Origin of the sequence: Microbacterium sp. zg-B96, from assembly GCF_030246865.1 — a bacterium.
GTDB lineage: Bacteria > Actinomycetota > Actinomycetes > Actinomycetales > Microbacteriaceae > Microbacterium.
Window position 1 is genome coordinate 1,582,648 of sequence record NZ_CP126738.1, and the last position, 24,580, is coordinate 1,607,227.

The 24,580-nt window shown below is 69.2% G+C and carries 24 protein-coding genes and 1 tRNA gene; 4 read left to right on the forward strand and 21 right to left on the reverse strand.

Annotated features, from left to right (window positions below):
• Positions 1-46 precede the first annotated feature (46 nt).
• From QNO11_RS07290 to dusB, 5 genes are all read right to left on the reverse strand, one after another.
• A tRNA-Asn gene (locus QNO11_RS07290) sits at positions 47-119 on the reverse strand.
• Between the two features lie 62 nt (positions 120-181).
• The gene (locus QNO11_RS07295) at positions 182-961 is read right to left on the reverse strand and encodes an ATP-binding cassette domain-containing protein (RefSeq protein WP_257509734.1); all 780 of its coding nucleotides are present in this window, start codon (positions 959-961) and stop codon (positions 182-184) included.
• Positions 962-993: 32 nt separating this feature from the next.
• Entirely contained in the window at positions 994-2,862 is a 1,869-nt protein-coding gene (gene dnaG / locus QNO11_RS07300; protein WP_257509733.1) for a DNA primase, read from the reverse strand.
• Positions 2,862-4,232, reverse strand: coding sequence for a deoxyguanosinetriphosphate triphosphohydrolase (locus QNO11_RS07305; RefSeq protein ID WP_257509732.1), 1,371 nt, complete (start codon positions 4,230-4,232; stop codon positions 2,862-2,864). The genes dnaG and QNO11_RS07305 overlap by 1 nt, the downstream gene beginning before the upstream one ends.
• Entirely contained in the window at positions 4,225-5,388 is a 1,164-nt protein-coding gene (gene dusB, locus QNO11_RS07310) for a tRNA dihydrouridine synthase DusB (RefSeq protein ID WP_257509731.1), read from the reverse strand. Before dusB ends, QNO11_RS07305 begins: the two co-directional genes overlap by 8 nt.
• Positions 5,389-5,451: 63 nt before the next feature.
• Here dusB and QNO11_RS07315 point away from each other — a divergent pair, with 63 nt between their 5' ends.
• Entirely contained in the window at positions 5,452-5,955 is a 504-nt protein-coding gene (locus QNO11_RS07315; RefSeq protein WP_257509730.1) for a glutathione peroxidase, read from the forward strand.
• Between the two features lie 6 nt (positions 5,956-5,961).
• Here QNO11_RS07315 and QNO11_RS07320 read toward each other — a convergent pair whose 3' ends face one another.
• Genes QNO11_RS07320 through recO form a run of 3 tightly spaced genes read right to left on the reverse strand, consistent with a single transcriptional unit; the run spans position 5,962 to position 8,236 of the window.
• Positions 5,962-6,642 carry a DsbA family oxidoreductase gene (locus QNO11_RS07320; RefSeq protein ID WP_257509729.1) on the reverse strand — a complete coding sequence of 227 codons (681 nt, stop codon included), beginning with the start codon at positions 6,640-6,642 and terminating at the stop codon, positions 5,962-5,964.
• Between the two features lie 41 nt (positions 6,643-6,683).
• Positions 6,684-7,487: an isoprenyl transferase gene (locus QNO11_RS07325; RefSeq protein WP_257509728.1), complete on the reverse strand. Its 804-nt coding sequence runs from the start codon at positions 7,485-7,487 to the stop codon at positions 6,684-6,686.
• Positions 7,484-8,236 carry a DNA repair protein RecO gene (gene recO / locus QNO11_RS07330; RefSeq protein WP_257509727.1) on the reverse strand — a complete coding sequence of 251 codons (753 nt, stop codon included), beginning with the start codon at positions 8,234-8,236 and terminating at the stop codon, positions 7,484-7,486. Before recO ends, QNO11_RS07325 begins: the two co-directional genes overlap by 4 nt.
• Before the next feature lie 64 nt (positions 8,237-8,300).
• Between recO and QNO11_RS07335 the strand changes: the two genes are divergently transcribed.
• Positions 8,301-9,035: a trimeric intracellular cation channel family protein gene (locus QNO11_RS07335; protein WP_257509726.1), complete on the forward strand. Its 735-nt coding sequence runs from the start codon at positions 8,301-8,303 to the stop codon at positions 9,033-9,035.
• Between the two features lie 94 nt (positions 9,036-9,129).
• Here the strand turns inward: QNO11_RS07335 and leuA are convergent, their stop codons facing one another.
• Positions 9,130-10,890: a 2-isopropylmalate synthase gene (gene leuA, locus QNO11_RS07340; protein ID WP_257509725.1), complete on the reverse strand. Its 1,761-nt coding sequence runs from the start codon at positions 10,888-10,890 to the stop codon at positions 9,130-9,132.
• 198 nt (positions 10,891-11,088) lie between these two features.
• Here leuA and QNO11_RS07345 point away from each other — a divergent pair, with 198 nt between their 5' ends.
• Positions 11,089-11,733 (forward strand): hypothetical protein, encoded by a 645-nt coding sequence (locus QNO11_RS07345; RefSeq protein WP_285169918.1) that lies wholly within the window; start codon positions 11,089-11,091, stop codon positions 11,731-11,733.
• A gap of 97 nt (positions 11,734-11,830) precedes the next feature.
• Positions 11,831-12,439 (forward strand): hypothetical protein, encoded by a 609-nt coding sequence (locus QNO11_RS07350; RefSeq protein ID WP_257509723.1) that lies wholly within the window; start codon positions 11,831-11,833, stop codon positions 12,437-12,439.
• On the opposite strand, the gene era is transcribed toward QNO11_RS07350, so the two are convergent.
• From era to lepA, 12 genes are all read right to left on the reverse strand, one after another.
• Positions 12,436-13,335 carry a GTPase Era gene (gene era / locus QNO11_RS07355; protein ID WP_257509952.1) on the reverse strand — a complete coding sequence of 300 codons (900 nt, stop codon included), beginning with the start codon at positions 13,333-13,335 and terminating at the stop codon, positions 12,436-12,438. The two genes, QNO11_RS07350 and era, sit on opposite strands and share 4 nt — an antisense overlap.
• 7 nt (positions 13,336-13,342) lie before the next feature.
• Positions 13,343-14,317 carry a choloylglycine hydrolase gene (gene bsh / locus QNO11_RS07360; protein WP_257509722.1) on the reverse strand — a complete coding sequence of 325 codons (975 nt, stop codon included), beginning with the start codon at positions 14,315-14,317 and terminating at the stop codon, positions 13,343-13,345.
• A 127-nt stretch (positions 14,318-14,444) separates the two neighbouring features.
• A complete protein-coding gene (locus QNO11_RS07365) occupies positions 14,445-15,782 on the reverse strand; it encodes a hemolysin family protein (RefSeq protein ID WP_257509721.1) in 1,338 nt (445 codons plus the stop codon).
• Complete coding sequence (gene ybeY / locus QNO11_RS07370; protein ID WP_257509720.1) at positions 15,779-16,249, reverse strand: rRNA maturation RNase YbeY; 471 nt, start codon at positions 16,247-16,249, stop codon at positions 15,779-15,781. Before ybeY ends, QNO11_RS07365 begins: the two co-directional genes overlap by 4 nt.
• Complete coding sequence (locus QNO11_RS07375; protein WP_257509719.1) at positions 16,246-17,340, reverse strand: PhoH family protein; 1,095 nt, start codon at positions 17,338-17,340, stop codon at positions 16,246-16,248. The genes ybeY and QNO11_RS07375 overlap by 4 nt, the downstream gene beginning before the upstream one ends.
• A complete protein-coding gene (locus QNO11_RS07380) occupies positions 17,327-17,674 on the reverse strand; it encodes an HIT domain-containing protein (RefSeq protein ID WP_257509718.1) in 348 nt (115 codons plus the stop codon). Before QNO11_RS07380 ends, QNO11_RS07375 begins: the two co-directional genes overlap by 14 nt.
• A gap of 54 nt (positions 17,675-17,728) precedes the next feature.
• Complete coding sequence (locus QNO11_RS07385) at positions 17,729-18,463, reverse strand: 16S rRNA (uracil(1498)-N(3))-methyltransferase (RefSeq protein WP_257509717.1); 735 nt, start codon at positions 18,461-18,463, stop codon at positions 17,729-17,731.
• Positions 18,464-18,466: 3 nt separating this feature from the next.
• Positions 18,467-19,582, reverse strand: a complete 1,116-nt coding sequence (gene dnaJ, locus QNO11_RS07390) for a molecular chaperone DnaJ (RefSeq protein ID WP_257509716.1) — start codon at positions 19,580-19,582, stop codon at positions 18,467-18,469.
• A gap of 39 nt (positions 19,583-19,621) precedes the next feature.
• Complete coding sequence (hrcA, locus tag QNO11_RS07395) at positions 19,622-20,659, reverse strand: heat-inducible transcriptional repressor HrcA (protein WP_257509715.1); 1,038 nt, start codon at positions 20,657-20,659, stop codon at positions 19,622-19,624.
• A 64-nt stretch (positions 20,660-20,723) separates the two neighbouring features.
• Positions 20,724-21,941, reverse strand: a complete 1,218-nt coding sequence (gene hemW, locus QNO11_RS07400; protein ID WP_257509714.1) for a radical SAM family heme chaperone HemW — start codon at positions 21,939-21,941, stop codon at positions 20,724-20,726.
• Positions 21,941-22,591, reverse strand: coding sequence for a DUF1990 domain-containing protein (locus QNO11_RS07405; protein ID WP_257509713.1), 651 nt, complete (start codon positions 22,589-22,591; stop codon positions 21,941-21,943). The genes hemW and QNO11_RS07405 overlap by 1 nt, the downstream gene beginning before the upstream one ends.
• Before the next feature lie 42 nt (positions 22,592-22,633).
• Entirely contained in the window at positions 22,634-24,484 is a 1,851-nt protein-coding gene (gene lepA / locus QNO11_RS07410; protein WP_257509712.1) for a translation elongation factor 4, read from the reverse strand.
• Between the last annotated feature and the right edge of the window lie 96 nt (positions 24,485-24,580).

The following is a 24,580-nucleotide window of genomic DNA, read 5'->3' on the forward strand; positions in this document are numbered from 1 at the left end:
CCCGGGCCTTAGTTGAGAGCCCACGTAGAATGCGTGGGACATCTCGCTCCCCGGCTTGGACTCGAACCAAGAACCTATCGGTTAACAGCCGATTGCTCTGCCAATTGAGCTACCGAGGATCATGACCACCTTGCGGCGGACAACTCGTCAATCCTAGCAAACAGAAAAGGGTGCTCGTGACTCAGGACACGACCATCCGCTGGTTGTCGTCGTCGCCCGGTGTCCACAGCAGATCGCGCGTGCCGTGACCGATCGCGACCATGTGGCCGCCTCTCAGCACCAGCACATCCGCTCCGAGTTCGTCCACGACGGCTGCCTCGTTGGTCACCAGGAGCGCTGCCATGCCGTATTCGTGCCGCCGGCGCAGGATGGCGTCGCGTGCGGCGTGCCGAACTTCCACGTCGAGGTTGGCATACGGCTCGTCGGCCACCAGCAGCCGCGGCCGCAGCACCAGCGCGCGTGCCAGCGCCACGCGCTGTCTCATCCCTGCGCTCAGCTCGTACGGGTACTTCTGCGCCGCCCCGAGCGGCAGGTGCAGCTCGTCCAGCAGCGCCGCCACCCGAACGGCCAGCGCACGGGGGTTGACGCGGCGGTCACGGCTGGTGATCGGCTCCCCCACGACTTCGGCAACGGTCATGCGGGCGGGCAGGTCGGCGCCGGCGCGCTGCGCGAGGTAACCGGTGACGTACGTGTGCACCCGGTGTGCGCGACCCCGGCGGCCGAGCCGCACTCCTTCGACCACGGCGCTGCCCCCTGCCACCGTTAGGGCCGAGCCGCCCCGGCCGGCGAGGACCGCTGCCAGGCTCGATTTTCCCGACCCGGTCGGGCCCATCAGCGCCAGGGTTCCGCCCCGCGGCAGCGTGAAGCTGACGCCCTCCACGGCGCGCTGCGTTGACCCGCTGTGGGCGATGGAGAGGTCGTCGCACCGGATGGACAGCTCGGGCTCGGTGCGAACGCTCATGCCCTCATCCTGCCCGCTCTGCCTCGCGCAGGCTACTCGGCGGTAAGTCGCGCGCGCTCCATGTCGAGTTCGCGCAGGCGCAGGCGCACCGAGCGGCCACCGTCAGAATCGGCGGCGACACGCTGGATGTGCCCGAGCAGTTCGGTCTTCTCCCGCTCGACCACCCGCAGGCGCAGCCGCCGCGCGAGATCCGCGGTCGAGGCGATCGCACCTGCTTCGGTGCGCGCCGGGAAGTCGGCGGTCAGCAGTTCGGCGGCAAGAGTCCGATAGGGCTCGCGCACCGACTCCACGACCGCGCCGGACCAGCCGATGCGCGTGCGGTCGGGGTGTTCCACGACCGCCCGGCGGATGGCTTCCAGCGCGGGGTGATGAAACGGCAGCGCCAGCGCGGGGTCGAGCATGTCGGCATCCACCGCGTGCCCGTACTGCAGCACCCCCATGATCGCGTCGCGTTCCAGCGCCACGTCCGCCGTGCGCGGCAGGGTCGCGAGCGTGACGCGCGGGACCGGCGTCTCACCGGTGTCGGCGGAAGCCGCCGGTGCGGGAGCCGCAGGGGCCGACGACGGATGGCGCGGCCCGCCGCTGCGCGCAGCGCGCTCCACCGCGGCGGAGACCTCACCCAGCTCCAGTCCGAGCTTGCGGGCGAGCACCCGGGTGTAGCCGGGACGCAGCGACGGGTCGCGGATGTCGGCGACGATGGGCGCCGCGGCGCGCAGTGCCCCCACGCGACCCTCCACACTGGCCAGGTCGTAACCGGCGAGGCGCTGCTCGATGACGAACTCGAACATCGGCGTCTTCGCGTCCATCAGGGACCGCACCGCGCCGTCGCCGCGCTGGACGCGCAGGTCGCAGGGGTCCAGGCCCCCGGGCGCCACAGCTACATAGGTCTGTGCCGCGAAGCGCTTCTCCTCCGAGAAGGCGCGCAGGGCCGCCTTCTGCCCGGCGGCATCCGGGTCGAAGGTGAACACCACCTCACCCGACACATCGCTGTCGCCCATCACTCGCCGCAGCACAGTGATGTGATCGGAGCCGAAGGCCGTGCCGCAGGTGGCGATCGCCGTCGTCACCCCGGCGAGGTGGCAGGCCATGACATCGGTGTAGCCCTCGACGACGACGACGCGGTGCTGGCGGGAGATGTCGCGTTTGGCGAGATCGAGCCCGTAGAGCACCTGCGACTTCTTGTAGATGATCGTCTCGGGGGTGTTGAGGTACTTCGGGCCCTGGTCGTCGTCGTAGAGCTTGCGCGCGCCGAACCCGATCACCTGACCGGTGACGTCGCGGATCGGCCAGATCAGGCGCCCGCGGAAGCGGTCGTAGACACCGCGCTGACCCTGCGAGAGCAGACCCGCGGCGACCATCTCGTCGTCGGTGAACCCCTTCGCCTTGAGGGCGTCGCGCAGGCTCGACCAGCCCTTCGGTGCATAGCCGACGCCGAAGTGCGCAGCGGATGCCGCGTCGAAGCCGCGTCCCCCGAGAAAACTGCGGGCGGCCTCGGCCTCGGGGATCGACAGCTGCGCGCGGAACCATTCGGCGGCGGCGGCATTGGCGGCGTACAGCCTGCTGCGCCCCGAGGTCTCGGGGGCGGCGGCGCCACCGTCCTCGTAGTGCAGCGTGAAGCCGATGCGGCCGGCGAGACGCTCGACGGCCTCGGTGAACGAGACGTGGTCCATCTGACGCAGGAACGTGTAGACGTCGCCTGATTCGCCGCAGCCGAAGCAGTGGTAGAAACCAGCCTGCGCGCGCACGTTGAAGCTGGGGCTGCGCTCGTCGTGGAAGGGGCACAGCCCCTTCATCGACCCGACACCGGCGGATTTGAGGGCCACCCGTTCGCCGATGATGTCGGCGATGTTGGTGCGCGCCTTCACCTCGTCGACGTCCGCCTGCCGGATGCGCCCTGCCATCAGAGGCCCTCGATGGGTTCCGGTACCGCGAAGGCGTCCGCGGTCACCGCACGGCCGTCCGGTGCCCAGATACCCAGGCTCGTCAGATCCACCGCCCCGACCAGGCGGGAGTACCACGAGATCGCGAAGCGGTCGGTGAGGCTGGCGACCTGGTCGACCACCACGCGGCGACGAGCGGCATCCGAGTCGGCGCGGGCGAAGTCCCCGGCGTGCAGCACGTCCAGGTGCTCGGGTCGCTCCCACAGCACGCTCGCGAGGCTCTTGAGCAGCCGCCGCTGCTCCTTGTAGAGCCCCTTGCGCCCCTCGATCGACACGACGAACGCCCCGATCGTGCCCTTGAGTACGGCCATCTCGGCCTCGATCACGCGGGGCACGACGACGTGGCCGCGATACCGGGTGAGCACCGGGGTCTCGTAGCTCTCGCGGGTGGCGGAGGTGGCGGCGCGCGCGAATCGCCCGATGAGGTCGGAGGTGAGGTTCTTCAGCCGTCCGAGCGCCGCCCGCGAGCCGTCGAAGGACGTGATCCATTCCGGCATCCGCATGAGTCGGAAGAGGGCATCGGCCAACTCGTCACGGGCGAAGTCGTACCCCACCCAGGTCTGGATCGCGGTGAGGATCGCCTCGTGCTCGTGAGGGTCGGACAGGCGCGCCGGGTCGAGGTAGCCGTTGACGATCGCGTCCTCGAAGTCGTGGACGGAGTAGGCGATGTCGTCGGAGAGGTCCATGACCTCGGCTTCGATGCAGCGCACCCGGCCCGGGGCGCCCTCGCGCATCCAGCGGAACACCGCTTCGTCCTCGGGGTACACGCCGAACTTGAGCCGGCCGCCGGGGTCGGGCACCGGGTTGGCTGCCGTCCACGGGTATTTGCACGTGGCATCCAGGCTCGCGCGGGTGAGGTTGAGGCCGAAGCTCTCCCCCGAGTCGTCGACGACCTTCGGCTCCAGGCGTGACAGGATCCGCAGCGTCTGCGCGTTGCCTTCGAATCCGCCGATGTCTTCGGCCCACTCGTTGAGCGCACGTTCGCCGTTATGGCCGAACGGCGGGTGCCCGATGTCATGGCTGAGGCACGCGGTGTCCACGACATCAGGCGACAGCTGCAGCGCGATCGCCAGTTCACGCCCGACCTGGGCGACCTCGAGCGAGTGCGTGAGGCGGTTGCGCGCGAAGTCGAACGGGCTCGCCGGGCTCAGCACCTGGGTCTTGGATGCCAGGCGTCGCAGCGCTGCAGAGTGCAACACGCGCGCGCGGTCGCGGGCGAAGCTGTCGCGCAGGGACCGGTGCTGCTCGGGATGGAATCGTTCCGCGTCGAAGTCGTCGTAGCCGCCGGGGCGACCTGCAGCGACCCCGACGCCGCTTGCCTGCTCAGCCACCACTGTGATCGAGCTCCGCTTCTGCGAGGGTCGTGGATGCCTCGGCGCCCAGGTCGCGGGACGCGAGCCAGCCGTCGGGCAGCGCAGGACGCTTGGGGGTGCCGGCGCGGCCGCGCTGGCCCTCTGCCGCCGTGCCCGGGTAAGGGGCGTCGAGTTCGAGGGTGGCGAGGATGTCGTCGATCTCGGCCAGACTCGATGCCGTCGCCAGGCGCGCGCGGGTCTCGCCGCCGACGGGGTACCCCTTGAAGTACCAGGCGACGTGCTTGCGGATGTCGCGGCATCCACGGCCTTCGTCTTCGTAGAACTCCACGAGCAGCTCGGCGTGCCGGCGGAACGCCGCCGCGACGAAGCCGAGCGTGGCATCGACAGTGGGCCGGCGGTCGCTGCCCGGGGTGAAAGCGGCGGCGAGATCGCCGAACAGCCACGGGCGGCCGAGGCAGCCGCGGCCGACCACGACGCCGTCGCAGCCGGTCTCGGCCATCATCCGCACGGCGTCGTCAGCCGACCAGATGTCGCCGTTGCCGAGCACCGGAATGCTCGTGACGGTCTCCTTCAGCCGGGCGATGGCTGACCAGTCCGCCTCGCCGGAGTAGAACTCCGCGGCGGTGCGGGCGTGCAGTGCCACGGCGGCGACCCCGGCGTCTTCGGCGATGCGGCCGGCGTCGAGGTAAGTGAGGTGGTCGCCGTCGATGCCCTTGCGCATCTTCACCGTCAGCGGGATGTCACCGGCGGCGCGGGCGGCACGGGTGACGATGTCGCGGAACAGTCCGAGCTTCCAGGGCAGCGCCGCTCCCCCGCCCTTGCGGGTGACCTTGGGGACGGGACAGCCGAAGTTCAGGTCGATGTGGTCGGCGTGATCCTCTTCGACGAGGATCCGCACCGCCGCCTCGACGGTTGCCGGGTCCACGCCGTACAGCTGGATCGAGCGGGGCGTCTCGGACTCGTGGTGGCGGATGAGGCGCATCGTGGTGGCGTTTCGTTCCACGAGCGCGCGAGTGGTGATCATCTCGCTGACGTAGAGGCCGGCACCGTATTCGCGGCACAGTCGCCGGAATGCGGTGTTGGTGATACCAGCCATGGGTGCGAGCACGACGGGCGCATCGAGCGCGATCGGCCCGATGCGCAGCGAGGGCGCGGTGGCAAGGGTGGAGGACATCACATCCATTCTCCCAGACACTACGGTGCCCATCGTCGGCGCTGCGGTCCTATCGTGGACAACATGGCCGACGAACAGACTGTGGACATCCGTCAGATCCCGTTCCGCACCCCCGAGGGTGAGGAGAAGACACTCGCCGAACTCGGCGACGGGCCCGTCCTGGTGGTGAACGTGGCATCCAAATGCGGCCTGACTCCTCAGTACGAGCAGCTCGAGCAGCTCCAGCGCACCTATGGGGAGCGCGGGCTGACTGTCGTCGGCTTTCCCAGCAACCAGTTCATGGGCCAGGAGCCTGGCTCGATGGACGAGATCCTGGAGTACTGCTCGACCACGTGGGGCGTCACCTTCCCCGTCGAGGAGAAGGTTCACGTGAACGGGCGCAACGCCGCCCCGCTGTACAAGGCGCTGAAGAAGGCGCGCAACCCGGAAGGGGCCAAGGGCCCGGTCATGTGGAACTTCGAGAAGTTCCTGGTGACCCCGTCCGGGCAGGTGCACCGCTTCCGGCCGCAGACCAAGCCCGATGCCCCCGAGGTGATCGAGGCCATCGAGGCCGCGCTGCCGCGCTGAGCGTCGTCAGGAAGCGGCGGGGACGGCTTCGCGCCGCTCGCCCCACACCTGGCGGGTGATCTGCGCGAACGCCTCCGGCGGCTGCGCGCCGCTGACGCCGTACTTGCCGTCGATGACGAAGAACGGCACGCCGCTGATGCCGTAGGCCTGAGCCTGCGCCTGATCGGCGCGCACGTCGGGCAGATGCCGCTGGGATTCCAGGGCTTCGCGCGTGGCGTCGGCATCCAGCCCCACCTCGGCGGCCAGGGCGACGAGGTCGTCGATGCGACCGAGGTGACGGCCCTCGGTGAAGTACGCCGCCATCAGGCGCTCGGCCATCTCGAGCTGCCGACCCTGCGCCTTGGCGAAATGCAGCAGCTCGTGCGCCTTGACGGTGTTGGTGTGCTTGAGCAGGTCGAAGCGGTACTGCAGCCCTGCCTCGGCGGCCACGCCCACGACGCGGTCGAGCATCTGCTGCACCTGTTCGCGCGGCATCCCCTTGTGATCGGCGAGGAACTGCAGCTCGTCGCCGTCGAAGTCCACCGGGGTATCGGGCGACAGCTCGAACGAGTGGTACGTCACCTCGACGACGGGGGCGTCGTCGTCGGCGGATGCCGCGGCCAGCCCGTTCTCGAGGTTCCGCTTGCCGATGTAGCACCAGGGGCAAGCGATGTCGCTCCACACGTCGATCTTGATCGCATCCGTCATACCGGGCACAACGCAGGAGGTGGAGGTCTATTCCCTCGCGGTCATGCAGTCGGCGCGTCCACGGCGCCGCCGAAGCGCCGGTCGCGGTCGAGGTAGATCTCGATCGCGCGCCACAATTCGGCGCGGGAGAAGTCGGGCCAGAGGGTGTCGAGGAACACCATCTCGGCGTACGCGGCCTGCCACAGCAGGAAGTTGGAGGTGCGCTGCTCGCCGCTGGAGCGCAGGAACAGATCGACGTCGGGCATGTCGGGGACGTACAGGTGACGGCGGATGAGCTTCTCGCTCACGGCGGACGGCTTCACCCGTCCGGCGGCGACGTCCTCGGCGATCGCGCGCATCGCGTCGACGATCTCCACCCGGCCGCCGTAGTTGACGCACATCGTGAGGGTCAGCACGTCGTTGCCGGCGGTGAGCTGCTCGGCGTACTGCAGTTCCTTGATGACTGAGCCCCACAGCCGCGGCTTGCGCCCCGCCCAACGGATGCGCACGCCCCACTCATTGAGCTGATCGCGACGGCGGTGCAGCACATCGCGGTTGTAGCCCATGAGAAAGCGCACCTCATCGGGTGAGCGCGCCCAGTTCTCGGTGGAGAACGCGTACACCGAGAGGTTCTTCACTCCTGCCTGCACGGCACCTGCCACGACGTCCAGCAGCACCTCTTCGCCTGCTTTGTGGCCCTCGATGCGCGTGAGGCCGCGGCGGTTGGCCCACCGCCCGTTGCCGTCCATGACGATCGCGATGTGCTTGGGCACCCGGCCTTTCGGGAACGCCGGCGGCTGCAGGCCGGTCCAGTCCAGCGGCCGGTAGGGCACGGCATCACGATGCGTGTAGGGCTTGGGGGTCACCGTGGAGCTCCGGTCCTCAGGGTCTGGGCTGTGGAGACGTGCGAGAGCGAACGGATGCCGCGCTCCATGTGCCACTGCGCATACGCGGCGACCAGACCCGAGGCCGCTCCCGAGGCGCCGGGAGTGGCGGCATCCACCACATCCCACTCCCCCGCCAGCAGCGCCCGCAGCTGGTCGCCGGTCTCGGGGTGCACCCGGGCGGAACCGGCCGGGGCGCAGGACGAGCACACCATGCCGCCCAGCTGGGCGACGAACCACTCGTGGGGGCCGGCGGCGGCGCAACGCGCGCACTCGTGCAGGCCCGGCGCCCACCCCGACAGCGACATGACCCGCAGCAGGTACGAATCCAGCACGGCACGCGACGCGTGCTCCCCGAGCGACAGGGCGCGCAGGCCACCGACCAGCAGCAGGTACTGCTGCGGCGTGGTCTCGGACTCGTTGAGGCGGTCGGCGGTTTCGACCATGGCGCTGGCGGCGGTGTAGCGGTCGTAGTCGGCGGCGATGTCGGCGCCGTACGTGCCGAGCGACTCCGCCTGCTGCACGATGTCCAAGGATCTGCCCTGGTACAGCTGCACATCGGCGACCATGAACGGCTCCAGCCGCGCTCCGAACCGGGACGACGTGCGACGCACGCCCTTGGCTACGGCGCGCAGTTTGCCGTGGCGGCGGCTGAGCATCGTGACGATGCGGTCGGCTTCACCCAGCTTGTGGGTGCGCAGGACCACGACTTCGTCGCGATAGGTGGGCACATGACCATTATCGACCGGGCGCGGCGCTGTCGCGTCGCAGCGCGGCGACGACCACAATGATCAAGTGGAGTCTTCGTTCGTCATCCCCCTGTGGGCCGACCTGCTCGCCGTCGGTCTGGGCGGCGTTCAGGGCGCCCTCTTCGCCTCCGGATTCACCGGGCGGCGGCTCGATTTTCTGGGCGTCGCGATCATCGGCATCGTCATGGGGATGGGCGGCGGTCTCATCCGCGACCTGCTGCTGAACGCAACACTGGCGACGCTGGAGAGTAACTGGTACCTGCTCACCGCGGTGGCAGCGTCGCTGGTCGGCATGCTCCTGGCAGGGATCTTCCAGCGATTGAACAAGCTCATCATCGGGTTGGATGCCGTGGCGATCGGCCTGTTCGGGGCGTTCGGCACCAGCAAGGCGCTGGCAGTGGGTCTGCCCTTCGTACCCGCCGTCTTCGTCGGGGTGTGCTCGGCCGTCGGCGGTGGCATCCTGCGCGACGTCATCATGGGACTGCCGGTGGCGATCATGCACGTCGGCTCACTGTATGCGGTGGCGGCGCTGGTCGGCTGTGCCGTGCTCGCGACGCTGGGCGCCTTCGGCACGCCGCTGGCGGCGGCGGCCATCACCGGCGTGGTCGTGACGACGGTGATCCGGCTGCTCGCGGTGATCTTCGACATCTCGCTGCCCGAGCAGCGCCGCCTGCACCGACGCAAGGTGGCCGTGGAGACCTCGGCGATCCCCACGATCAAGCCCGACGCCCCGCGCCCGGGTCTCCGGTTCCGCTCGCGCTTCCGCCCCCGCTCTCGCTGACGCCACTCCCCCGCTGAAACGACAGCTGGTCGCCGAGACCGTGGGAAGTTCCCAGCGTCTCGGCGACCAGCTGTGGTCTCACGGTGTAGGCGGGTCAGACGGCGGTGAGCTCCGCCTCGCGGGTGCGGGTGCGGATCGCGCGGTTGACGCACGACACGACGGCCTTGAGGCTCGCGGTGGAGATGTCGCCGTCGATCCCGACGCCCCACAGTCGCTCCCCGTCGACCTGCAGCTCGACGTAGGCGGCGGCCTGGGCATCGCCGCCGGCGCTGAGCGTGTGCTCGACGTAGTCGTACAGCGAGATGTCGAAGCCACGGTCGGCGAGGATCGCCAGGAACGCCGCGATCGGGCCGTTGCCGACGCCGGCGACATCCTCGCGGCCGTCGCCGTCGCGCAGCGCGACCTCGAGGGTCACGTTGCCCGACAGGTCGCTCTGCGTGCGGGTGCCGAGCAGTTCGAACCGGCCCCACTTCTCGTCGGTGGCCGTCGAGGGCAGGTACTCGTCGGTGAAGATCGCCCAGATCTGCTCGCTGGTGACCTCGCCACCCTCGGCATCCGTCTTGGCCTGCACGACGCCGGAGAACTCGATCTGGAGCTTGCGGGGCAGATCCAGCGCGTGGTCGGAGCGCAGCAGGTATGCCACCCCGCCCTTACCGGACTGCGAGTTGACACGGATAACCGCCTCGTACGAGCGCCCCAGGTCCTTCGGGTCGATCGGCAGGTAGGGAACTGCCCACTCGATGTCGTCGACGGAGACCCCGGATGCCGCGGCGCGGGCTTCCATCGCCTCGAAACCCTTCTTGATCGCGTCCTGGTGCGAGCCGCTGAACGCGGTGAAGACCAGGTCGCCGGCCCACGGGCTGCGCTCGGGCACAGGCAGTTGGTTGCAGTACTCCGCCGTGCGCTTGACCTGGTCGATGTCGCTGAAGTCGATCTGCGGGTCGATGCCCTGCGTGAGCAGGTTGATCCCCAGCGCGACCAGATCGACATTGCCGGTGCGCTCACCGTTGCCGAACAGGCATCCTTCGATGCGGTCGGCGCCGGCCATGTAGCCCAGCTCCGCCGCCGCGATCGCGGTGCCCCGGTCGTTGTGCGGGTGCAGCGACAGGATCACGTTCTCCCGGTGCGCCAGCCGCCGGCTCATCCACTCGATCGAGTCGGCGTAGACGTTGGGGGTGGCCATCTCCACCGTCGCCGGCAGGTTGATGATGACCTTGCGGTCGGGGGTGGGCTCGAAGATCTCGATCACCTGGTTGCAGATGTCCACGGCGAACTCGAGCTCGGTGCCGGTGTAGCTCTCCGGCGAGTACTCGTAGAACACCTGGGTCGCGGGGATGCGCTTCTCGAACTCGCGGCACAGCCGGGCGCCCTCCAGGGCGATGTCGATGATCCCCTGCTTGTCGGTGCGGAACACGACCTCGCGCTGCAGCACGCTGGTGGAGTTGTACAGATGCACGATCGCACGCTTGGCGCCGGCGATCGACTCGTAGGTGCGCTCGATGAGGTGCTCGCGCGCCTGCGTCAGCACCTGGATGGCGACGTCGTCGGGGATCAGATCCTCTTCGATCAGCTGCCGGACGAAGTCGAAGTCGGTCTGGCTCGCCGAGGGGAAACCGACCTCGATCTCCTTGTAGCCCATGCCGACGAGCAGCTCGAACATGATGCGCTTGCGTTCCGGGCTCATCGGATCGATGAGGGCCTGGTTGCCGTCCCGTAGGTCCACGGCGCACCAACGAGGTGCGGTGGTGATGCGGGCGTCCGGCCACGTGCGGTCGGGCAGCTCGACGGGCAGCTGCTGGTGGTACGGCCGGTACTTGTGGATCGGCATGCCGGACGGCTTCTGGGTGTTGTCCATGATGGTGGCTTCTTCTCTCGCCCGGTGGGGCGGCTCAAGGCTGATGCGGGCCGACCAGAAGCTCCGCGACGAGAAGGCCCTAGATCGAGGACTCGTCGCGGCAGCTAAGAAGGAGAAGCGTGCCCGCGCGCATGCGTCGATGGTAGCAGGATGCCGCGTCGAGGGTGACGATCGGGTCGAAGCTGACACTATCGGGGTATGAGACCCCATTCGTCGAGCAGAATGCTCACCGTGATCGGCTTCGCCGGGGCGTCCTTCGGCGTGCTGACGGCCTGCGCCACGGCCGCGTCGCCCGGTGCCGGGCCCGGCACTCCCCCCGCCTCCTTCGGCGCGGTCTGGCCTCAGCCGCCCGCCGGAGATGTGGTCGGCACCGGCACGGTGATCGATGTCGGCGGCGAGGCGGAGCTGTGCCTTGGCCCCGTGATGGAGTCCTTCCCGCCGGCGTGCGCGGGCGTTGCGCTGGCCGGATGGTCGTGGGCGGATCTGGACGGTGTCGAGTCGGCCGGGGACGTCACATGGGGCGTGTACGCCGTGCGCGGCGACTACGACGGCGAGGCGCTCACGGTCACCGACACACCCATCCTGCTCGCCCTCTACGACCCGATCCGGGGGGACGATCCGGCCGACGGCGTGGCGGGGACGACAGATGCCGCGCAGCTGGAGCAGGTGCAGGCGGAGATCGTGGAGCGGCTCGGCGCCGACCTGCTCGGCACGTACCTCGACCGGGGCTACGTGTGGGCGCAGGTGGTCTGGGACGACGGAACGCTGCAGGACGCCGCCGACGCCGAGTTCGGCGACGATGTGGTCATTGTCGAGTCGGCGTTGCGCGACTTCGACGACTGAGCGGCCCGTCTCGTGCGCGGCCCGGCTTCCGCGGCGCACGAGGCGGTGCCAGACTGACCGGCAGCGACCGCACTGACGCGGCCGCGGGGAGCAGCCGATGGGGCGGATGCAGCGGTGGGGTGTCGTGCCGGTCGTCGTCGCGGCCGCCGTCGCGATGCTGCTGACCGGATGCCTCGGCCCGCTGGCCCCGCTCGGGACCGGCCGCGATCCCACCCTGACACCGACCGCGACGATCGTCGACCCGAGCCTGCTGCGTGTCGTCGCGGACGACACCGGAGCGGTGAGCGTGCGGGTGCCCGCGGGCTGGAGCGACATGGCCGACGTCGGGTTCACCGACGAAGCAGGCGTCGCTTGGTACGCCGTGGCCGCGGCGCCCTCGCTGGAGGCGTTCGGCGACAGTTCCGCCGCCGCCGGAGTGCAGGTGATGGCGGCGCGCGGTACCGGTCAGAACGCCGAGACGACGTTTCTCGCGCTGGCCCGCACGTTCGACACGGACTGCGCGCTGAGCGCGGAGCCCGCGCCCTACCGGGACGCCGTGCACAACGGGGTGTTCGCGGTGTGGGACTGCGCCGGCACCGATGCCGTGGTGGTCTCGGCGCTCAACCGTGCCAGCGACAACGTCGTGGCCATCGTGCAGGTGGCAACGGAGGACGAGCGCAACGCGGGGCTGGTCGCGATCCTGGAGAGCTTCCGGGCGGAGCTTTAGAACCCCAGTCGGCCGAGCTGCTTGGGGTCGCGCTGCCACTCCTTGGCCACACGCACGTGCAGCTTCAGGAACACCCGCGTGCCGATCAACGGCTCGATCTGCGCGCGCGCCCGGGCGCCCACATCGCTCAGCCGCGAGCCGCGGTGACCGATGATGATCGACTTCTGGCTGTCGCGCTCGATCACGATGCTCGCGAAGATGTCGGTCATCCCGCCGCCCTCGCGCTCGGAGATGTCATCGACGGTCACGGCGATGGAGTGCGGCAGCTCGTCGCGGACACCTTCCAGCGCCGCTTCGCGGATGATCTCGGCGATGCGGTCCTCGGTCGACTCGTCGGTGACGATGTCGTCGGGGTACAGCGCGGGCCCGATCGGCATGAGCGAGAGCAGCTCGTCGCTCAGCACGTCGAGCTGGTCGTCGGTCAGAGCGGACAGCGGGATCACCGCAGCCCAGTCCTCCCGGAGCTGATCCACTTCCAGCAGGCGCTCGGCGATCTGCTTGCGTGAGGCCGCATCGGTCTTGGTGACGATCGCGACCTTCTTGGCACGGCTGTAGCCGTCCAGAGAGGCGGCGATGCGCCGATCGCCGGGGCCGACCTTCTCGGTCGCCGGCACGCAGAACCCGATGACGTCCACGTCGCCCAGCACATGGTCGACGAGGTCGTTCAGGCGCTCACCGAGGAGCGTCCGCGGCTTGTGGATGCCGGGGGTGTCCACGATCACCAACTGTCCGTCCGGGCGGTTCAGCATGCCGCGGATCGCGCGCCGCGTCGTCTGTGGCTTGTCGCTGGTGATCGCCACCTTCTCGCCGACGAGGGCGTTGGTGAGCGTGGACTTGCCCACGTTGGGGCGTCCCACGAAGGTGACGAAGCCGGAGCGCTTGACGTTCTCGTCGATGCGGTGCTCAATTCTGCATGAGGATCTGTTGCCCCTTGATCAAGGGGTAATCCACCAGTCTACTTCCATCGAGATCCTCCTTGTGCATGTCGACGCCGGTGACCTGGCTGTTCTCGTAGGTCGTGTAGTAGTAGATGCCCTTGTCGGTGTTGCAGCACGAGGAGTAGATCGTGATCTCGTACTTGCCCGGCGAGACCTGCACGGCGCCGCGCTGCTGGGCGACTGAACCGAGGATCTGCAGGAACTGGCTGATCGACTCGGATTCGGAATCTCCCGAGACGGAGTTCATCTTCGTGAAGACCGCCTTGGCGAAACGGGACGACGAGGACAGATCGCCCGGAAGCCCGATCGCGCCCATCCCCCGGCTGTACGTGTCGAACTCCAGCTCGTCCGAGAACTTGTTCTCCGGCGGGTTCTTCGACAGGTGCATGTAGTTGTTCAAGTTGAAGCTCTGGATGTCGAAGGTGGGGTTGTTCGTGAGGATCCCGAACGGGTTGTCATAGACGTTCAGTCCCGCCTTGACGCTTTCGACGGTGATCGACTTCGTCCGGTCCGAGATGATCCAGTGCAGCGGCGACAGCGGGAACGTCTCGCTGAACGAGATGTTCACCAGGCTCAGGCCGGTCAGGGCTTCCTTCACCTCGTCGACCGTCTCGTACTGCCCGAGGATCCAGGGGATGAACTCGAACGGCGTGATGTTGGTCTTGTCCGACGCCTCGGGCTTGTAGTCGGCGTTCCCGGGGAAGTTCAGGCCCGCCATGCTGAGGCCCTTTTCGTTCGTGGCGTCGTAGTACAGCGGGTAGCCGTCGGCGATGGTCGCCATCCCGATGATCGCGTGATGCGTCGCGAGCGTGGGAGCCTTGCGGAACTCGAACGGGAAGTTGCGCGGCGTGACGGTGACGGTCTCGTTGTAGGAGAACTCCAGGTCGAGATTGCGCCCGAAATAGTGATCCTGCGTTGTGTAGTTGGCTCCTGTGCACATGACGACCTCCGGTTGGCGAGGTTGTAGCTCCTCGGTGTGCTCATTGTGTGAGCGGGTCGAGGCATGCGCAACGGGGTTGCGTGACGCGTGGATCAGGGCTGGTCTGCGCGCGCGTCCGCGCGGCGGTTCACGCGGATCTCTCCTGCGCGCGGTGCTCGGGCGTCTCTCCGGTGCGCGGGCCGCGCGAGAACGCGTCCTCCGCGGCGTCGAACGCCTCGCTGCGCTGCACGAACACGGTGGCCAGGCCCCGGCCGCGTCCGCGCGAGGTGCCGCCGGTGATCACGAGCCCGTGGGTCTCCACGGTCACACCCGGCAGCGGAACCCGGCCGAGCGCCTTGCCGAGCAGGCCGCCGATGGAGTCGACCTCGTCGTCCTCGAGCTCGAGGCCGAACAGCTCACCGACTTCGTCCAGGCCGAGTCGCGCGCTGACGCGGTAGCGGCCGTCGCCGAGGTCGACGATCTCGGTCGCGCGGGCGTCGTACTCGTCGGCGATCTCCCCGACCAGTTCCTCGATGAGGTCCTCCAGGGTCACCAGGCCCGACACACCGCCGTACTCGTCGACGACGAGGCACACGTGCACCGCGTCGCGCTTCATCTGCTGCAGCAGCGTCTCGGCCTTCATCGACTCCGGCACGAAGACGGCCTTGCGGGCGATGCGGCTCACCGGCGCATTGCGCCACGCGCTCTCGTCGCGGAAGGCGAACTGCACCAGGTCCTTCAGATACAGCACCCCGACCACGTCGTCGGCGTCGTCGTCGACGACCGGCAGCCGGGAGACGCCGCGGTCGAGGAACAGCGTCATGGCCTCGTGCGTGGTCGCAGCGGCATCCACCGACACCATGTCGGTGCGCGGCACCATGACGGCGCGGACGAACGTGTCGGTGAAGTCGAAGACGGAGTGGATCAGCTCGCGGTCGTCCTCTTCGATCAGGTCGTGCGAGGCCGCCTCGTCGACCATGCTCAGCAGCTGCTCTTCGGAGGCGAACGAGGCGTTGCGGGACACTCCGGGGGTGAACCGGTTGCCGAGGATCACGAGCAGGTGAGCGAGGGGGCCGAGCACGATCCGTGCGCCGCGCACGATGGGTGCCGCGGTGCGCAGCAGTCCCTCGGCATGCTGGCGGCCCGCCGAGCGGGGGCTCGCGCCGACGAGCACGAACGACACCGCCGTCATCAGCACTGCGGCGGCGAGCATGGCCCACCAGATGTTCTCGAAGGCCAGCGTGAACGCCACCGTCACCAGCACGGCCGCCGTCGTCTCGGCGAGGATACGGATGAACACCACGGCGTTGCCGTGTGCTTCGGGGTCGTCGGCGACCTTGCGCAGCGCCTTGGGCGAGCGCGCCGTGAGCGCGAGATCGGCCAGTCCCGCGCGGGAGGTGACCGCGAGGGCGGCGTCGAGCGCGGCCATCAGCCCGCCGGTGGCGACGAGGAGGGCGGCGGCGGCGAGGAGCAGTACCTCGGTCATGTGCGGGGGCGGCGACGCTCGGCGGAGCCGAAGTCGATGATGAGCTGCTTCTGCAGCCCGAACATCTCCCGCTCGTCCTCGGGCTCCGCGTGGTCGAAGCCGAGCAGGTGCAGCAGGCCGTGCGTCGTCAGCAGCACGAGCTCGTCCAGGGTCGAGTGGTGAGCGGCCAGCGCCTGCGCCTCGGCGACCTGCGGGCACAGCACGATGTCGCCGAGCAGTCCGGGCGGGGCGGGCATGTCCTCGGTACCGGGCCGCAGCTCGTCCATCGGGAAGCTCAGCACGTCGGTCGGACCCGGCTCGTCCATCCACTGCACGTGCAGGGCCTCCATGGCCCCTTCATCCACGAGCAGGATCGCGACGTCCGCGTCGGGGCTGACGTGCAGCTCCGCGAGGTTGTGCTCCATCAGCCGCAGCAGCACCGTCTCGTCGACGGGCACTCCTGATTCGTTGCTGATCTCGATGGTCATGAGTGTCCTCGCTTGGGCAGGTGGTCACGCGGGCCGGCCGGGCGATGCCCGCCCCTGCGATCGACGCGGTTGGAGAATTCGGATGCCTCGTCGCGCTCACGACGGTGCGCCAGGCGCTCCTCGTCGTACACGGTGTACGCGTCGACGATGCGGCCCACGAGGGTGTGCCGCACGACGTCGTCGCTGGTGAGCCGGGCGAAGTGGATGTCGTCGATGTCCTTCAGCACGCGCGTGACCAGCCGCAGCCCCGACGCGCCCTGCGGCAGGTCGACCTGGGTGATGTCGCCGGTGACGACCATCCGCGTGCCGAACCCGAGCCGGGTGAGGAACATCTTCATCTGCTCGGGCGTGGTGTTCTGCGCCTCGTCGAGCACGACGAACGAGTCATTCAGGGTGCGGCCGCGCATGTACGCCAGCGGGGCGACCTCGATGGTGCCGCTGGCCATGAGCTTGGGTACGAGTTCGGGGTCGAGCATCTCGTTCAGCGCGTCGTAGAGCGGCCGCAGGTACGGGTCGATCTTGTCGGTGAGCGATCCGGGGAGGAACCCCAGCCGCTCCCCCGCCTCCACGGCGGGCCGCGTGAGGATGATGCGGTTGACTTCCTTGCGCTGCAGCGCCTGTACTGCTTTGGCCATCGCGAGGTACGTCTTGCCGGTACCGGCCGGGCCGATGCCGAACACGATCGTGTTCTCGTCCATCGCGTCGACGTACGCCTTCTGTCCCGCCGTCTTCGGCCGGATGATCTTGCCGCGCGAGGTCAGGATCGCCTCGCCCATCACCTCCGAGGGGCGCAGCCCGTCGGAGAGCATGCGGCTGGAGCTGGTGACGTCCCGCGGGTCCAGGCCCTGGCCGGTGCGGGTCATCGCGATCAGCTCGTCCACGAGCCCGCGAGCGGCCGCGACGGCCGCCTCCTCGCCGGAGAGGGTGATCTCGTTGCCTCGTACGTGCACGTCGACGTCGGGGTGTTCGCGTTCGACCACGCGCAGCAGCCGGTCCTGCGGACCGAGCAGCTGCACCATCGCGACGCCGTCCGCCCAGATGCGGTCGACAGTGACGCCCTCCGGGGCGTCGGGTGTGTCAGCCACCGACATGCGACTCCTTCAGTCCTCCGGCGAGCACGTGGGCGTGCACGTGGAAGACGGTCTGCCCGGCATCGGGGCCGGTGTTGAACACCAACCGGAAGTCCCCGTCGCCGTGTTCGGCGGCCAGGCTCGAGGCCAGACCCACCAGTTCGGCGAGCAGGCTCGGGTCGCCCGCGGCGAGTTCGGCGACGTTGCGGTACTCCTGCGTCTTGGGGATGACGAGCAGATGTACCGGGGCCTGCGGCGCGATGTCGCGGATCGCGAAGGCGTTCTCGGTCTCGGCGATGATCTCCGAGGGGATCTCGCCGTTGAAGATGCGCGTGAACACGCTCGCTTCGGTCATGCCTTCAGTCTACCGAGCCTTCATGCCCGGGCTTCGGGTGGGTGCGGACAGCACTCACCAGCGCCCGAGCGTCGCGTTGACCAGCGCCAGCGCGGCGGGGCCGGCGGTCGAGGTGCGCAGCACGGTGTCGCCCAGGCGCACGAGCACCGCGCCCGCGGCATCCAGCGCCTGCAGTTCGTCGGGGGCGATGCCGCCCTCGGGGCCCACCACCAGCAGCACGTCCCGCGTATCGTCGCCCAGGTCCAGTGCGCTCAGTGCGACGGATGCCGTCGGCTCGAGCACCAGCATCCGCGCGGTGGCGGCGCGCTGCGCGAGTTCACGCGTGGACACGGCAGCGCTCACGGTGGGAAGCCACGCGCGGTGGGCCTGCTTGCCGGCTTCGCGGGCGATGGTCGCCCAGCGGGCGCGGCCCTTCTCGGCCTTGGCGGCATCCCAGCGGGAAACACTGCGCGCGGCCTGCCACGGCACCACTTCGTCGACGCCGAGCTCGGTCGCCGCCTGCACGGCCAGTTCGTCGCGGTCGCCCTTGGCCAGAGCCTGCACCAGCACGACCCGCCGCTGCGGCGCGGGGACGTCCTGGCGGCCGGTCACCTCGACGACCACTTCACGGGGCGCGACTGACGCGCACACGCCGGTCAGCCACGTGCCGCGGCCGTCGCCGAGGGTCACGGCCTCGCCCACGCGCACGCGCCGGACGGCGGCGGCGTGGTGGGCCTCCGCACCGGTGAGGGTCACCCGATCGCCGGTGCGGGCGGTTTCGGCGGCATCGTCGACGAAGTGAAGGGCCATAGGTCAGCCGCGGAAGCGGTCGCGCAGCTTGGTGAACAGCCCCTGGTGGAACTCGGCCAGCCGGGGCGCGGGCGCCTTCGTCTTCTTGGCGAAGTCCTCGATCAGCGCGCGCTGCTTGCTGTCGAGCCGGGTGGGGGTCACCACCTGCACGCCCACGCGCAGGTCACCGCGCTGCGAGCCGCGCAGCGGCGTGATGCCGCGGCCCTTGATTGTCAGCACATCCCCTGATTGCACGCCGGGGCGCACCTCCAGGTCGACCGGACCGTCGAGGGATTCGATGGTTGTCGTGGTGCCGAGGATGGCATCCGGCATCGATACTTCCAGCGTCGCCAGCAGATCGTCGCCGTCGCGGCTGAACACCTCGTGGGCCGCCACGGTGACCTCGATGTACAGGTCGCCGTTGGGGCCGCCGGCCGGTCCGACCTCGCCCGAGCCGGGCAGCTGCAGGCGCAGTCCCGTCTCTACGCCGGCGGGGATGTCCAGCGACACCGTGCGGCGGGCGCGGACGCGCCCCTGGCCCTGGCAGGTGGTGCAGGGGAACGGGATCGTGGTGCCGTAGCCCTGGCAGACGTTGCACGGCTGCGAGGTGACGACGTTGCCGAGGAGGCTGCGGACCGTGCGCTGCACGTGCCCGGTGCCGTGGCAGATGTCGCAGGTGGCCGGCTGCGTGCCGGGCTGACAGCACGAACCCTCACAGGTATCGCAGAGCACGGCCGTGTCCACGTCGATGTCGCGGTGCACGCCGAAGACGACGTCGCCCAGCTGCAGCGTGACCCGCACCAACGCGTCCTGACCGCGTTCGCGCCGGGAGCGCGGACGTCCGCCGCGGCCACCGCCGCCACCACCGGCGCCGAAGAAGGTCTCGAAGATGTCGCCGAAGTTGCTGAAGCCGCCGGCACCGGCGAACCCGCTGCCGTCGCCGCCCATGTCGTAGCGGGCGCGCTGGTCGGGGTCGCTGAGCACGTCGTACGCGTGCGTCACGAGCTTGAACCGCTCGGACGCGTCCTCGCCGGGGTTGACGTCGGGGTGCAGTTCGCGCGCGAGACGTCGGTACGCCTTCTTGATCTCATCAGGAGTCGCATCGCGAGACACGCCGAGTACGTCGTAGTGGTCAGCCACATTCGCCTTTCGTGCCGCGCGAGCGCGGCGTGGGATTGGTCAGCGGGAGTTCTCGTCTTCTTCGAGCAGCCGACTGAGATAGTGGGCGACGGCGCGGACGGCCGCCAAGTTCGTGGGGTAGTCCATGCGGGTGGGGCCGAGCAGGCCGATCCGGGCGCGGGAGCGGGTGGCGTCGTAGTCGCCGGTGATGACGGATGCCTCGGCCAGCCCGAACGGCTCGTTCTCGCGCCCGATGCTCGCGGCTAGACCCTGCTCGTCGGGGACCATCTCGGTCATCAGCTTCAGCAGGGTCACCTGCTCCTCGATGGCCTCGAGCAGTGGCGAGATGCTCCCCCGGAAATCCTGCTCGCGCCGCGCGAGCGTCGCGCTGCCGGCGAGCACCAGGCGGTCCTGGCGGAACTCCTCCAGCTCCTCGGCGACGACAGCGGCGATGGCGCGCATGGCGGCATCGAACGATCCGTGCTGGGCGGGCTTGGCCAGCAGTTCGGCGATCGCCTGGGCCCCGCCCTGCACGCTGTTGCCGGTGAGCATGGCGGCCAGGCGCGTGCGGACCCGCGACATGCCCTCGTCGTCGAGGTCCGGCGGGACCATCGCGATGCGCTGGGAGACACGGCCGATGTCGGTGACCACGATGACGATGACACGGCCGGAGCCGAGGTCGACCAGCTCGACGTGGGAGACGTTCGCGCGGGCGAACGAGGGGTACTGCACGATGGCGACCTGACCGGTGAGCCGGGTCAGCGCGCGCACGGTGCGCGCCAGGAGGTCGTCGAGGTCGCCGGAACCGTCGAGGAACGACTCGATGGCGGCCCGCTGCGCCGCCGTCAGCGGGCGCAGCTGCGCCAGATGGTCGACGAAGACGCGGTAGCCCTTATCGGTGGGGACGCGGCCGGACGAGGTGTGAGGCGCGACGATGAGCTCTTCGTCCTCCAGCAGCGCCATGTCGTTGCGGATCGTCGCGGCGGAGACCCCGAAGGCGTGCCGCTCGACGATGGCCTTGCTGCCGACCGGCTCGTGGGTGTCGACATAGTCCTGCACGATGGCGCGCAGTACCTGCAATCCGCGTTCGCTGACCATGTTGCTCCCCCCTGGCACTCGTCGTCCGTGAGTGCCAATTCTATCGCGCCGACCGCCGAAAGCGTCACGCGGTGAGGGCGCGCACCACCGCGTCGGCCAGCAGCCTGCCGCGGAGGGTGAGCACGATGCGGCCCCGCAGTGCCTGGGGGCCGTCGATCAGGCCGTCGGCGATGAGGGGTGCCACCGCTGCGCGGCCGGAGTCCTCGAGCTCGGCGATCTCGATCCCGTCGCGGATGCGCGAGCGCAGCAGCACGTCCTCGAGCCGCCGCGATGCGGCATCCGGTCGCTCCCGGCCGGCGGCCGGCGACTGCCCCGAGGTCACCCGCTGTGCGTAGGCGGCGGGGTGCTTGACGTTCCACCAGCGCAGGCCAGCGACGTGGCTGTGCGCTCCGGGTCCGTACCCCCACCAGTCGGTGCCGCGCCAGTAGGCGAGGTTGTGCCGCGAGCGGTGAGCCTCGCCGCGCGCCCAGTTCGACACTTCGTACCAGTCGAAGCCGGCGGCCGCGAGCGTAGCGTCGGCCAGCTCGTACATGTCGGCTTGCAGATCGTCGTCGGGGGCGGGCACCTCGCCACGGCGGATCTGGCGGTGCAGCTTGGTGCCCTCTTCGATGATCAGCGCGTATGCGGAGATGTGGTCTGGCTCCAGAGCCACGGCGGTCTCCAGCGAACGACGCCAGTCGTCGAGCGTCTCCCCCGGTGCGCCGTAGATGAGGTCCACGCTGACGTCCAGACCCGCGCGTCGGGCGGATGCGACGGCGGTGGCGACGTTCTCGGGGTTGTGGGTGCGGTCCAGCGCCGCCAGCACGCGCGGCACGGCGGACTGCATGCCGATCGACAGTCGGTTCACGCCGGAGGCGGCGAGGTCTGCCGCGACGGCGTCGGTGACGGTGTCGGGGTTGGCTTCGACGGTCACCTCGGCGCCGGGGGCCAGTCCGAAGCAGTCGCGCACACCGGCGAGCATGCGACCCAGATCCCCCGCCGGCAGCAGCGTGGGCGTGCCGCCGCCGAAGAACACCGTGGTGGCGGGGCGGAGCGCACCGGCATCGGCCAGCACCTGACGTGACTGGGCGATCTCCCGCAGCACCGTGTCGGCGTACTGATCCTGGCGGGCGCCGCGCAGTTCGCTGGAGGTATAGGTGTTGAAGTCGCAGTAGCCGCAGCGCACCCGACAGAACGGCACGTGCAGGTAGGCACCGAAATCGATGGTGGGATCCGGCGCCAGGTCGGCGGGCAGCGCGCCGTCGGGCGGCGCTGGCTCGCCGACGGGAAGGGTGGAGACCATCAGGAGGAGGTGGTGTACAGCGGCGAGATCGCCTGCAGATACCTGCGGAACAGCTCCCGCCGACGGCGGCGGATCAGCGCCGGCAGCACTCGGTACAGCGCGGACGCCGGCGCGTCGAATGCTCGCACCGTGAACCAGACCTCGTCGTTGTCGAGCCAGTCCAGCATGAACGACTCTTCGCCGCTGACGACCGAACCACCGACGGTGCCCAGGGCGAAACCGATGCGGCGGGATTCCTCGGTACAGAAGATCACCCGCAGCTCCGCGTCGGCGCGATGTCCCTTGACACGACCCTGCACGCGCACGGTGGTACCGGGACCCACATAGGGGGTGCCGTCGGCGTCGTAGCGCTGCTCGGTCTCGTGGCGGCTCGGGGCCACCGGGGTGCCCTCGGCGTCGAAGGCGACACCGGAGTACGTCGGACCGGAAGCAGGGCGGACGTCGGACAGTTCCAGACCGGCACCGCGCAGCGGACCCCACGACAGCAGCGCGTCACCGGCGGTGTGGAAGCGGGCCTCGCCGCTGCCGATGCGCCATGACTCGTGAGCGGGGATGCTGCGCTCGGGCGGGTACTGCAGCAGATCGGACGCCTGCGTCGCCCCGACGGCGGCGTAGTCGACCGTCTCGTCCCTGAAAGTCCCGCGGCGCATGGGATCCAGCCTACTTCCTGGGGTTGCGTTGACGGCGTGCAGTTACCTCTTCTCCTTGCCCTCGATATCGCCGGAGAGGGCGGCGATGAACGCTTCCTGGGGGACTTCCACGCGGCCGACCATCTTCATGCGCTTCTTGCCCTCCTTCTGCTTCTCGAGCAGTTTGCGCTTACGGGTGATGTCACCGCCGTAGCACTTGGCCAGCACGTCCTTGCGGATCGCGCTGATGTTCTCGCGGGCGATGATGCGCGCCCCGATGGCGGCCTGGATGGGCACCTCGAACTGCTGGCGCGGGATGAGTTTGCGCAACCGCTCGGTCATCATGACGCCGTAGGCGTACGCCTTGTCGCGGTGCACGATCGAGCTGAATGCGTCGACCGCTTCACCCTGCAACAGGATGTCGACCTTGACCAGGTCGGCTTCCTGCGTGCCGGTGGGCTCGTAGTCCAGGCTCGCGTAGCCCTGCGTGCGGGATTTCAGCTGGTCGAAGAAGTCGAAGACGATCTCGCCGAGGGGCATGGTGTAACGCAGCTCCACGCGGTCCTCGCTGAGGTAGTCCATCCCCAGCAGCGAGCCGCGACGCGACTGGCACAGCTCCATGACCGTGCCGACATAGTCCTTCGGCGTGAGGATCGCGGCCTTCACCATGGGCTCGGCCACCGAAGCGACCCGCCCGTTGGGGTATTCGCTGGGGTTGGTCACGATGACCTGTTCGCCGGTGTCGGTCGTGACGTCGTAGATGACGCTCGGGGCGGTGGTGATGAGGTCGAGTCCGAACTCGCGCGAGAGCCGCTCGGTGATGATCTCCAGGTGCAGCAGCCCCAGGAACCCGCAGCGGAAGCCGAAGCCCAGTGCGACCGAGGTCTCGGGTTCGTACTGCAGCGAGGCATCCGACAGCTTCAGCTTGTCCAGCGCCTCACGCAGGTCGCCGTAGTCGCTGCCGTCGATCGGGTAGACACCCGAGAACACCATCGGCTTGGGATCGGTGTAACCGGCGAGGGCCTCGGTTGCGGGCTTGCGCGCCGTGGTGATCGTGTCGCCCACCTTCGACAGGCGCACGTCCTTCACGCCCGTGATGAGGTAGCCCACTTCGCCCACGCCGAGTCCCTTGGTGGGTACCGGTTCGGGGTTGGAGACGCCGATCTCCAGCAGCTCGTGGGTCGCGCGGGTCGACATCATCTGGATGCGCTCGCGCGGCTCCAGCTTGCCGTCGATCATGCGCACATAGGTCACGACGCCGCGGTAGGAGTCGTACACCGAGTCGAAGATCATCGCCCGGGTCGGCGCATTCGGGTCGCCCTTGGGCGGCGGGATGTCACGCACGATGCGGTCGAGGAGTTCTTCCACGCCGACACCGGTCTTTCCGCTGACGCGCAGCACGTCGTCGGGGCTGCCGCCGATGAGTCCGGCCAGTTCCGCCGCGAACTTCTCGGGGTCTGCCGCCGGCAGGTCGATCTTGTTCAGCACCGGGATGATGTGCAGGTCGTTCTCGAGGGCGAGGTACAGGTTCGCCAGCGTCTGCGCCTCGATGCCCTGAGCGGCATCCACCAGCAGCACGGCGCCCTCGCACGCGGCGAGCGAACGGCTGACCTCGTAGGTGAAGTCGACGTGCCCGGGCGTGTCGATCATGTTCAGCGCGTAGGTCTGGTCGGCGCCCGCCCACGGCATGCGGACAGCCTGCGACTTGATCGTGATGCCACGCTCGCGCTCGATGTCCATGCGGTCCAAGTACTGCGCACGCATGTCGCGGTCGGAGACGACGCCGGTGATTTGCAGCATGCGGTCGGCCAGCGTCGACTTGCCGTGGTCGATGTGGGCGATGATGCAGAAGTTACGGAGCTGCTCGGGCGGCGTAGCGGCGGGAGCGAGAGGCTTCAGGGCACGGGGTGACATGTCCCCTCGAGTCTACCGGCGCCCGGCTGAGCCTGAGTCGGTGCATCGGTACCTGCTTGGCGGAGGGGGAGTTTAGGGGAGCTTGCCGCTGACACG

Bases quoted from the DNA above. Each gene is read 5' to 3' on its own strand.
- QNO11_RS07295 (WP_257509734.1), bottom strand. From the start codon at position 961: ATGAGCGTTCGCACCGAGCCCGAGCTGTCCATCCGGTGCGACGACCTC.
- dnaG (WP_257509733.1), bottom strand. From the start codon at position 2,862: ATGGCAGGGCGCATCCGGCAGGCGGACGTCGACGAGGTGAAGGCGCGC.
- dusB (WP_257509731.1), bottom strand. From the start codon at position 5,388: ATGTCCTCCACCCTTGCCACCGCGCCCTCGCTGCGCATCGGGCCGATC.
- QNO11_RS07315 (WP_257509730.1), top strand. From the start codon at position 5,452: ATGGCCGACGAACAGACTGTGGACATCCGTCAGATCCCGTTCCGCACC.
- QNO11_RS07320 (WP_257509729.1), bottom strand. From the start codon at position 6,642: ATGACGGATGCGATCAAGATCGACGTGTGGAGCGACATCGCTTGCCCC.
- leuA (WP_257509725.1), bottom strand. From the start codon at position 10,890: ATGGACAACACCCAGAAGCCGTCCGGCATGCCGATCCACAAGTACCGG.
- QNO11_RS07345 (WP_285169918.1), top strand. From the start codon at position 11,089: ATGAGACCCCATTCGTCGAGCAGAATGCTCACCGTGATCGGCTTCGCC.
- QNO11_RS07350 (WP_257509723.1), top strand. From the start codon at position 11,831: ATGGGGCGGATGCAGCGGTGGGGTGTCGTGCCGGTCGTCGTCGCGGCC.
- bsh (WP_257509722.1), bottom strand. From the start codon at position 14,317: ATGTGCACAGGAGCCAACTACACAACGCAGGATCACTATTTCGGGCGC.
- QNO11_RS07365 (WP_257509721.1), bottom strand. From the start codon at position 15,782: ATGACCGAGGTACTGCTCCTCGCCGCCGCCGCCCTCCTCGTCGCCACC.
- ybeY (WP_257509720.1), bottom strand. From the start codon at position 16,249: ATGACCATCGAGATCAGCAACGAATCAGGAGTGCCCGTCGACGAGACG.
- QNO11_RS07375 (WP_257509719.1), bottom strand. From the start codon at position 17,340: ATGTCGGTGGCTGACACACCCGACGCCCCGGAGGGCGTCACTGTCGAC.
- QNO11_RS07380 (WP_257509718.1), bottom strand. From the start codon at position 17,674: ATGACCGAAGCGAGCGTGTTCACGCGCATCTTCAACGGCGAGATCCCC.
- QNO11_RS07385 (WP_257509717.1), bottom strand. From the start codon at position 18,463: ATGGCCCTTCACTTCGTCGACGATGCCGCCGAAACCGCCCGCACCGGC.
- hrcA (WP_257509715.1), bottom strand. From the start codon at position 20,659: ATGGTCAGCGAACGCGGATTGCAGGTACTGCGCGCCATCGTGCAGGAC.
- hemW (WP_257509714.1), bottom strand. From the start codon at position 21,941: ATGGTCTCCACCCTTCCCGTCGGCGAGCCAGCGCCGCCCGACGGCGCG.
- QNO11_RS07405 (WP_257509713.1), bottom strand. From the start codon at position 22,591: ATGCGCCGCGGGACTTTCAGGGACGAGACGGTCGACTACGCCGCCGTC.
- lepA (WP_257509712.1), bottom strand. From the start codon at position 24,484: ATGTCACCCCGTGCCCTGAAGCCTCTCGCTCCCGCCGCTACGCCGCCC.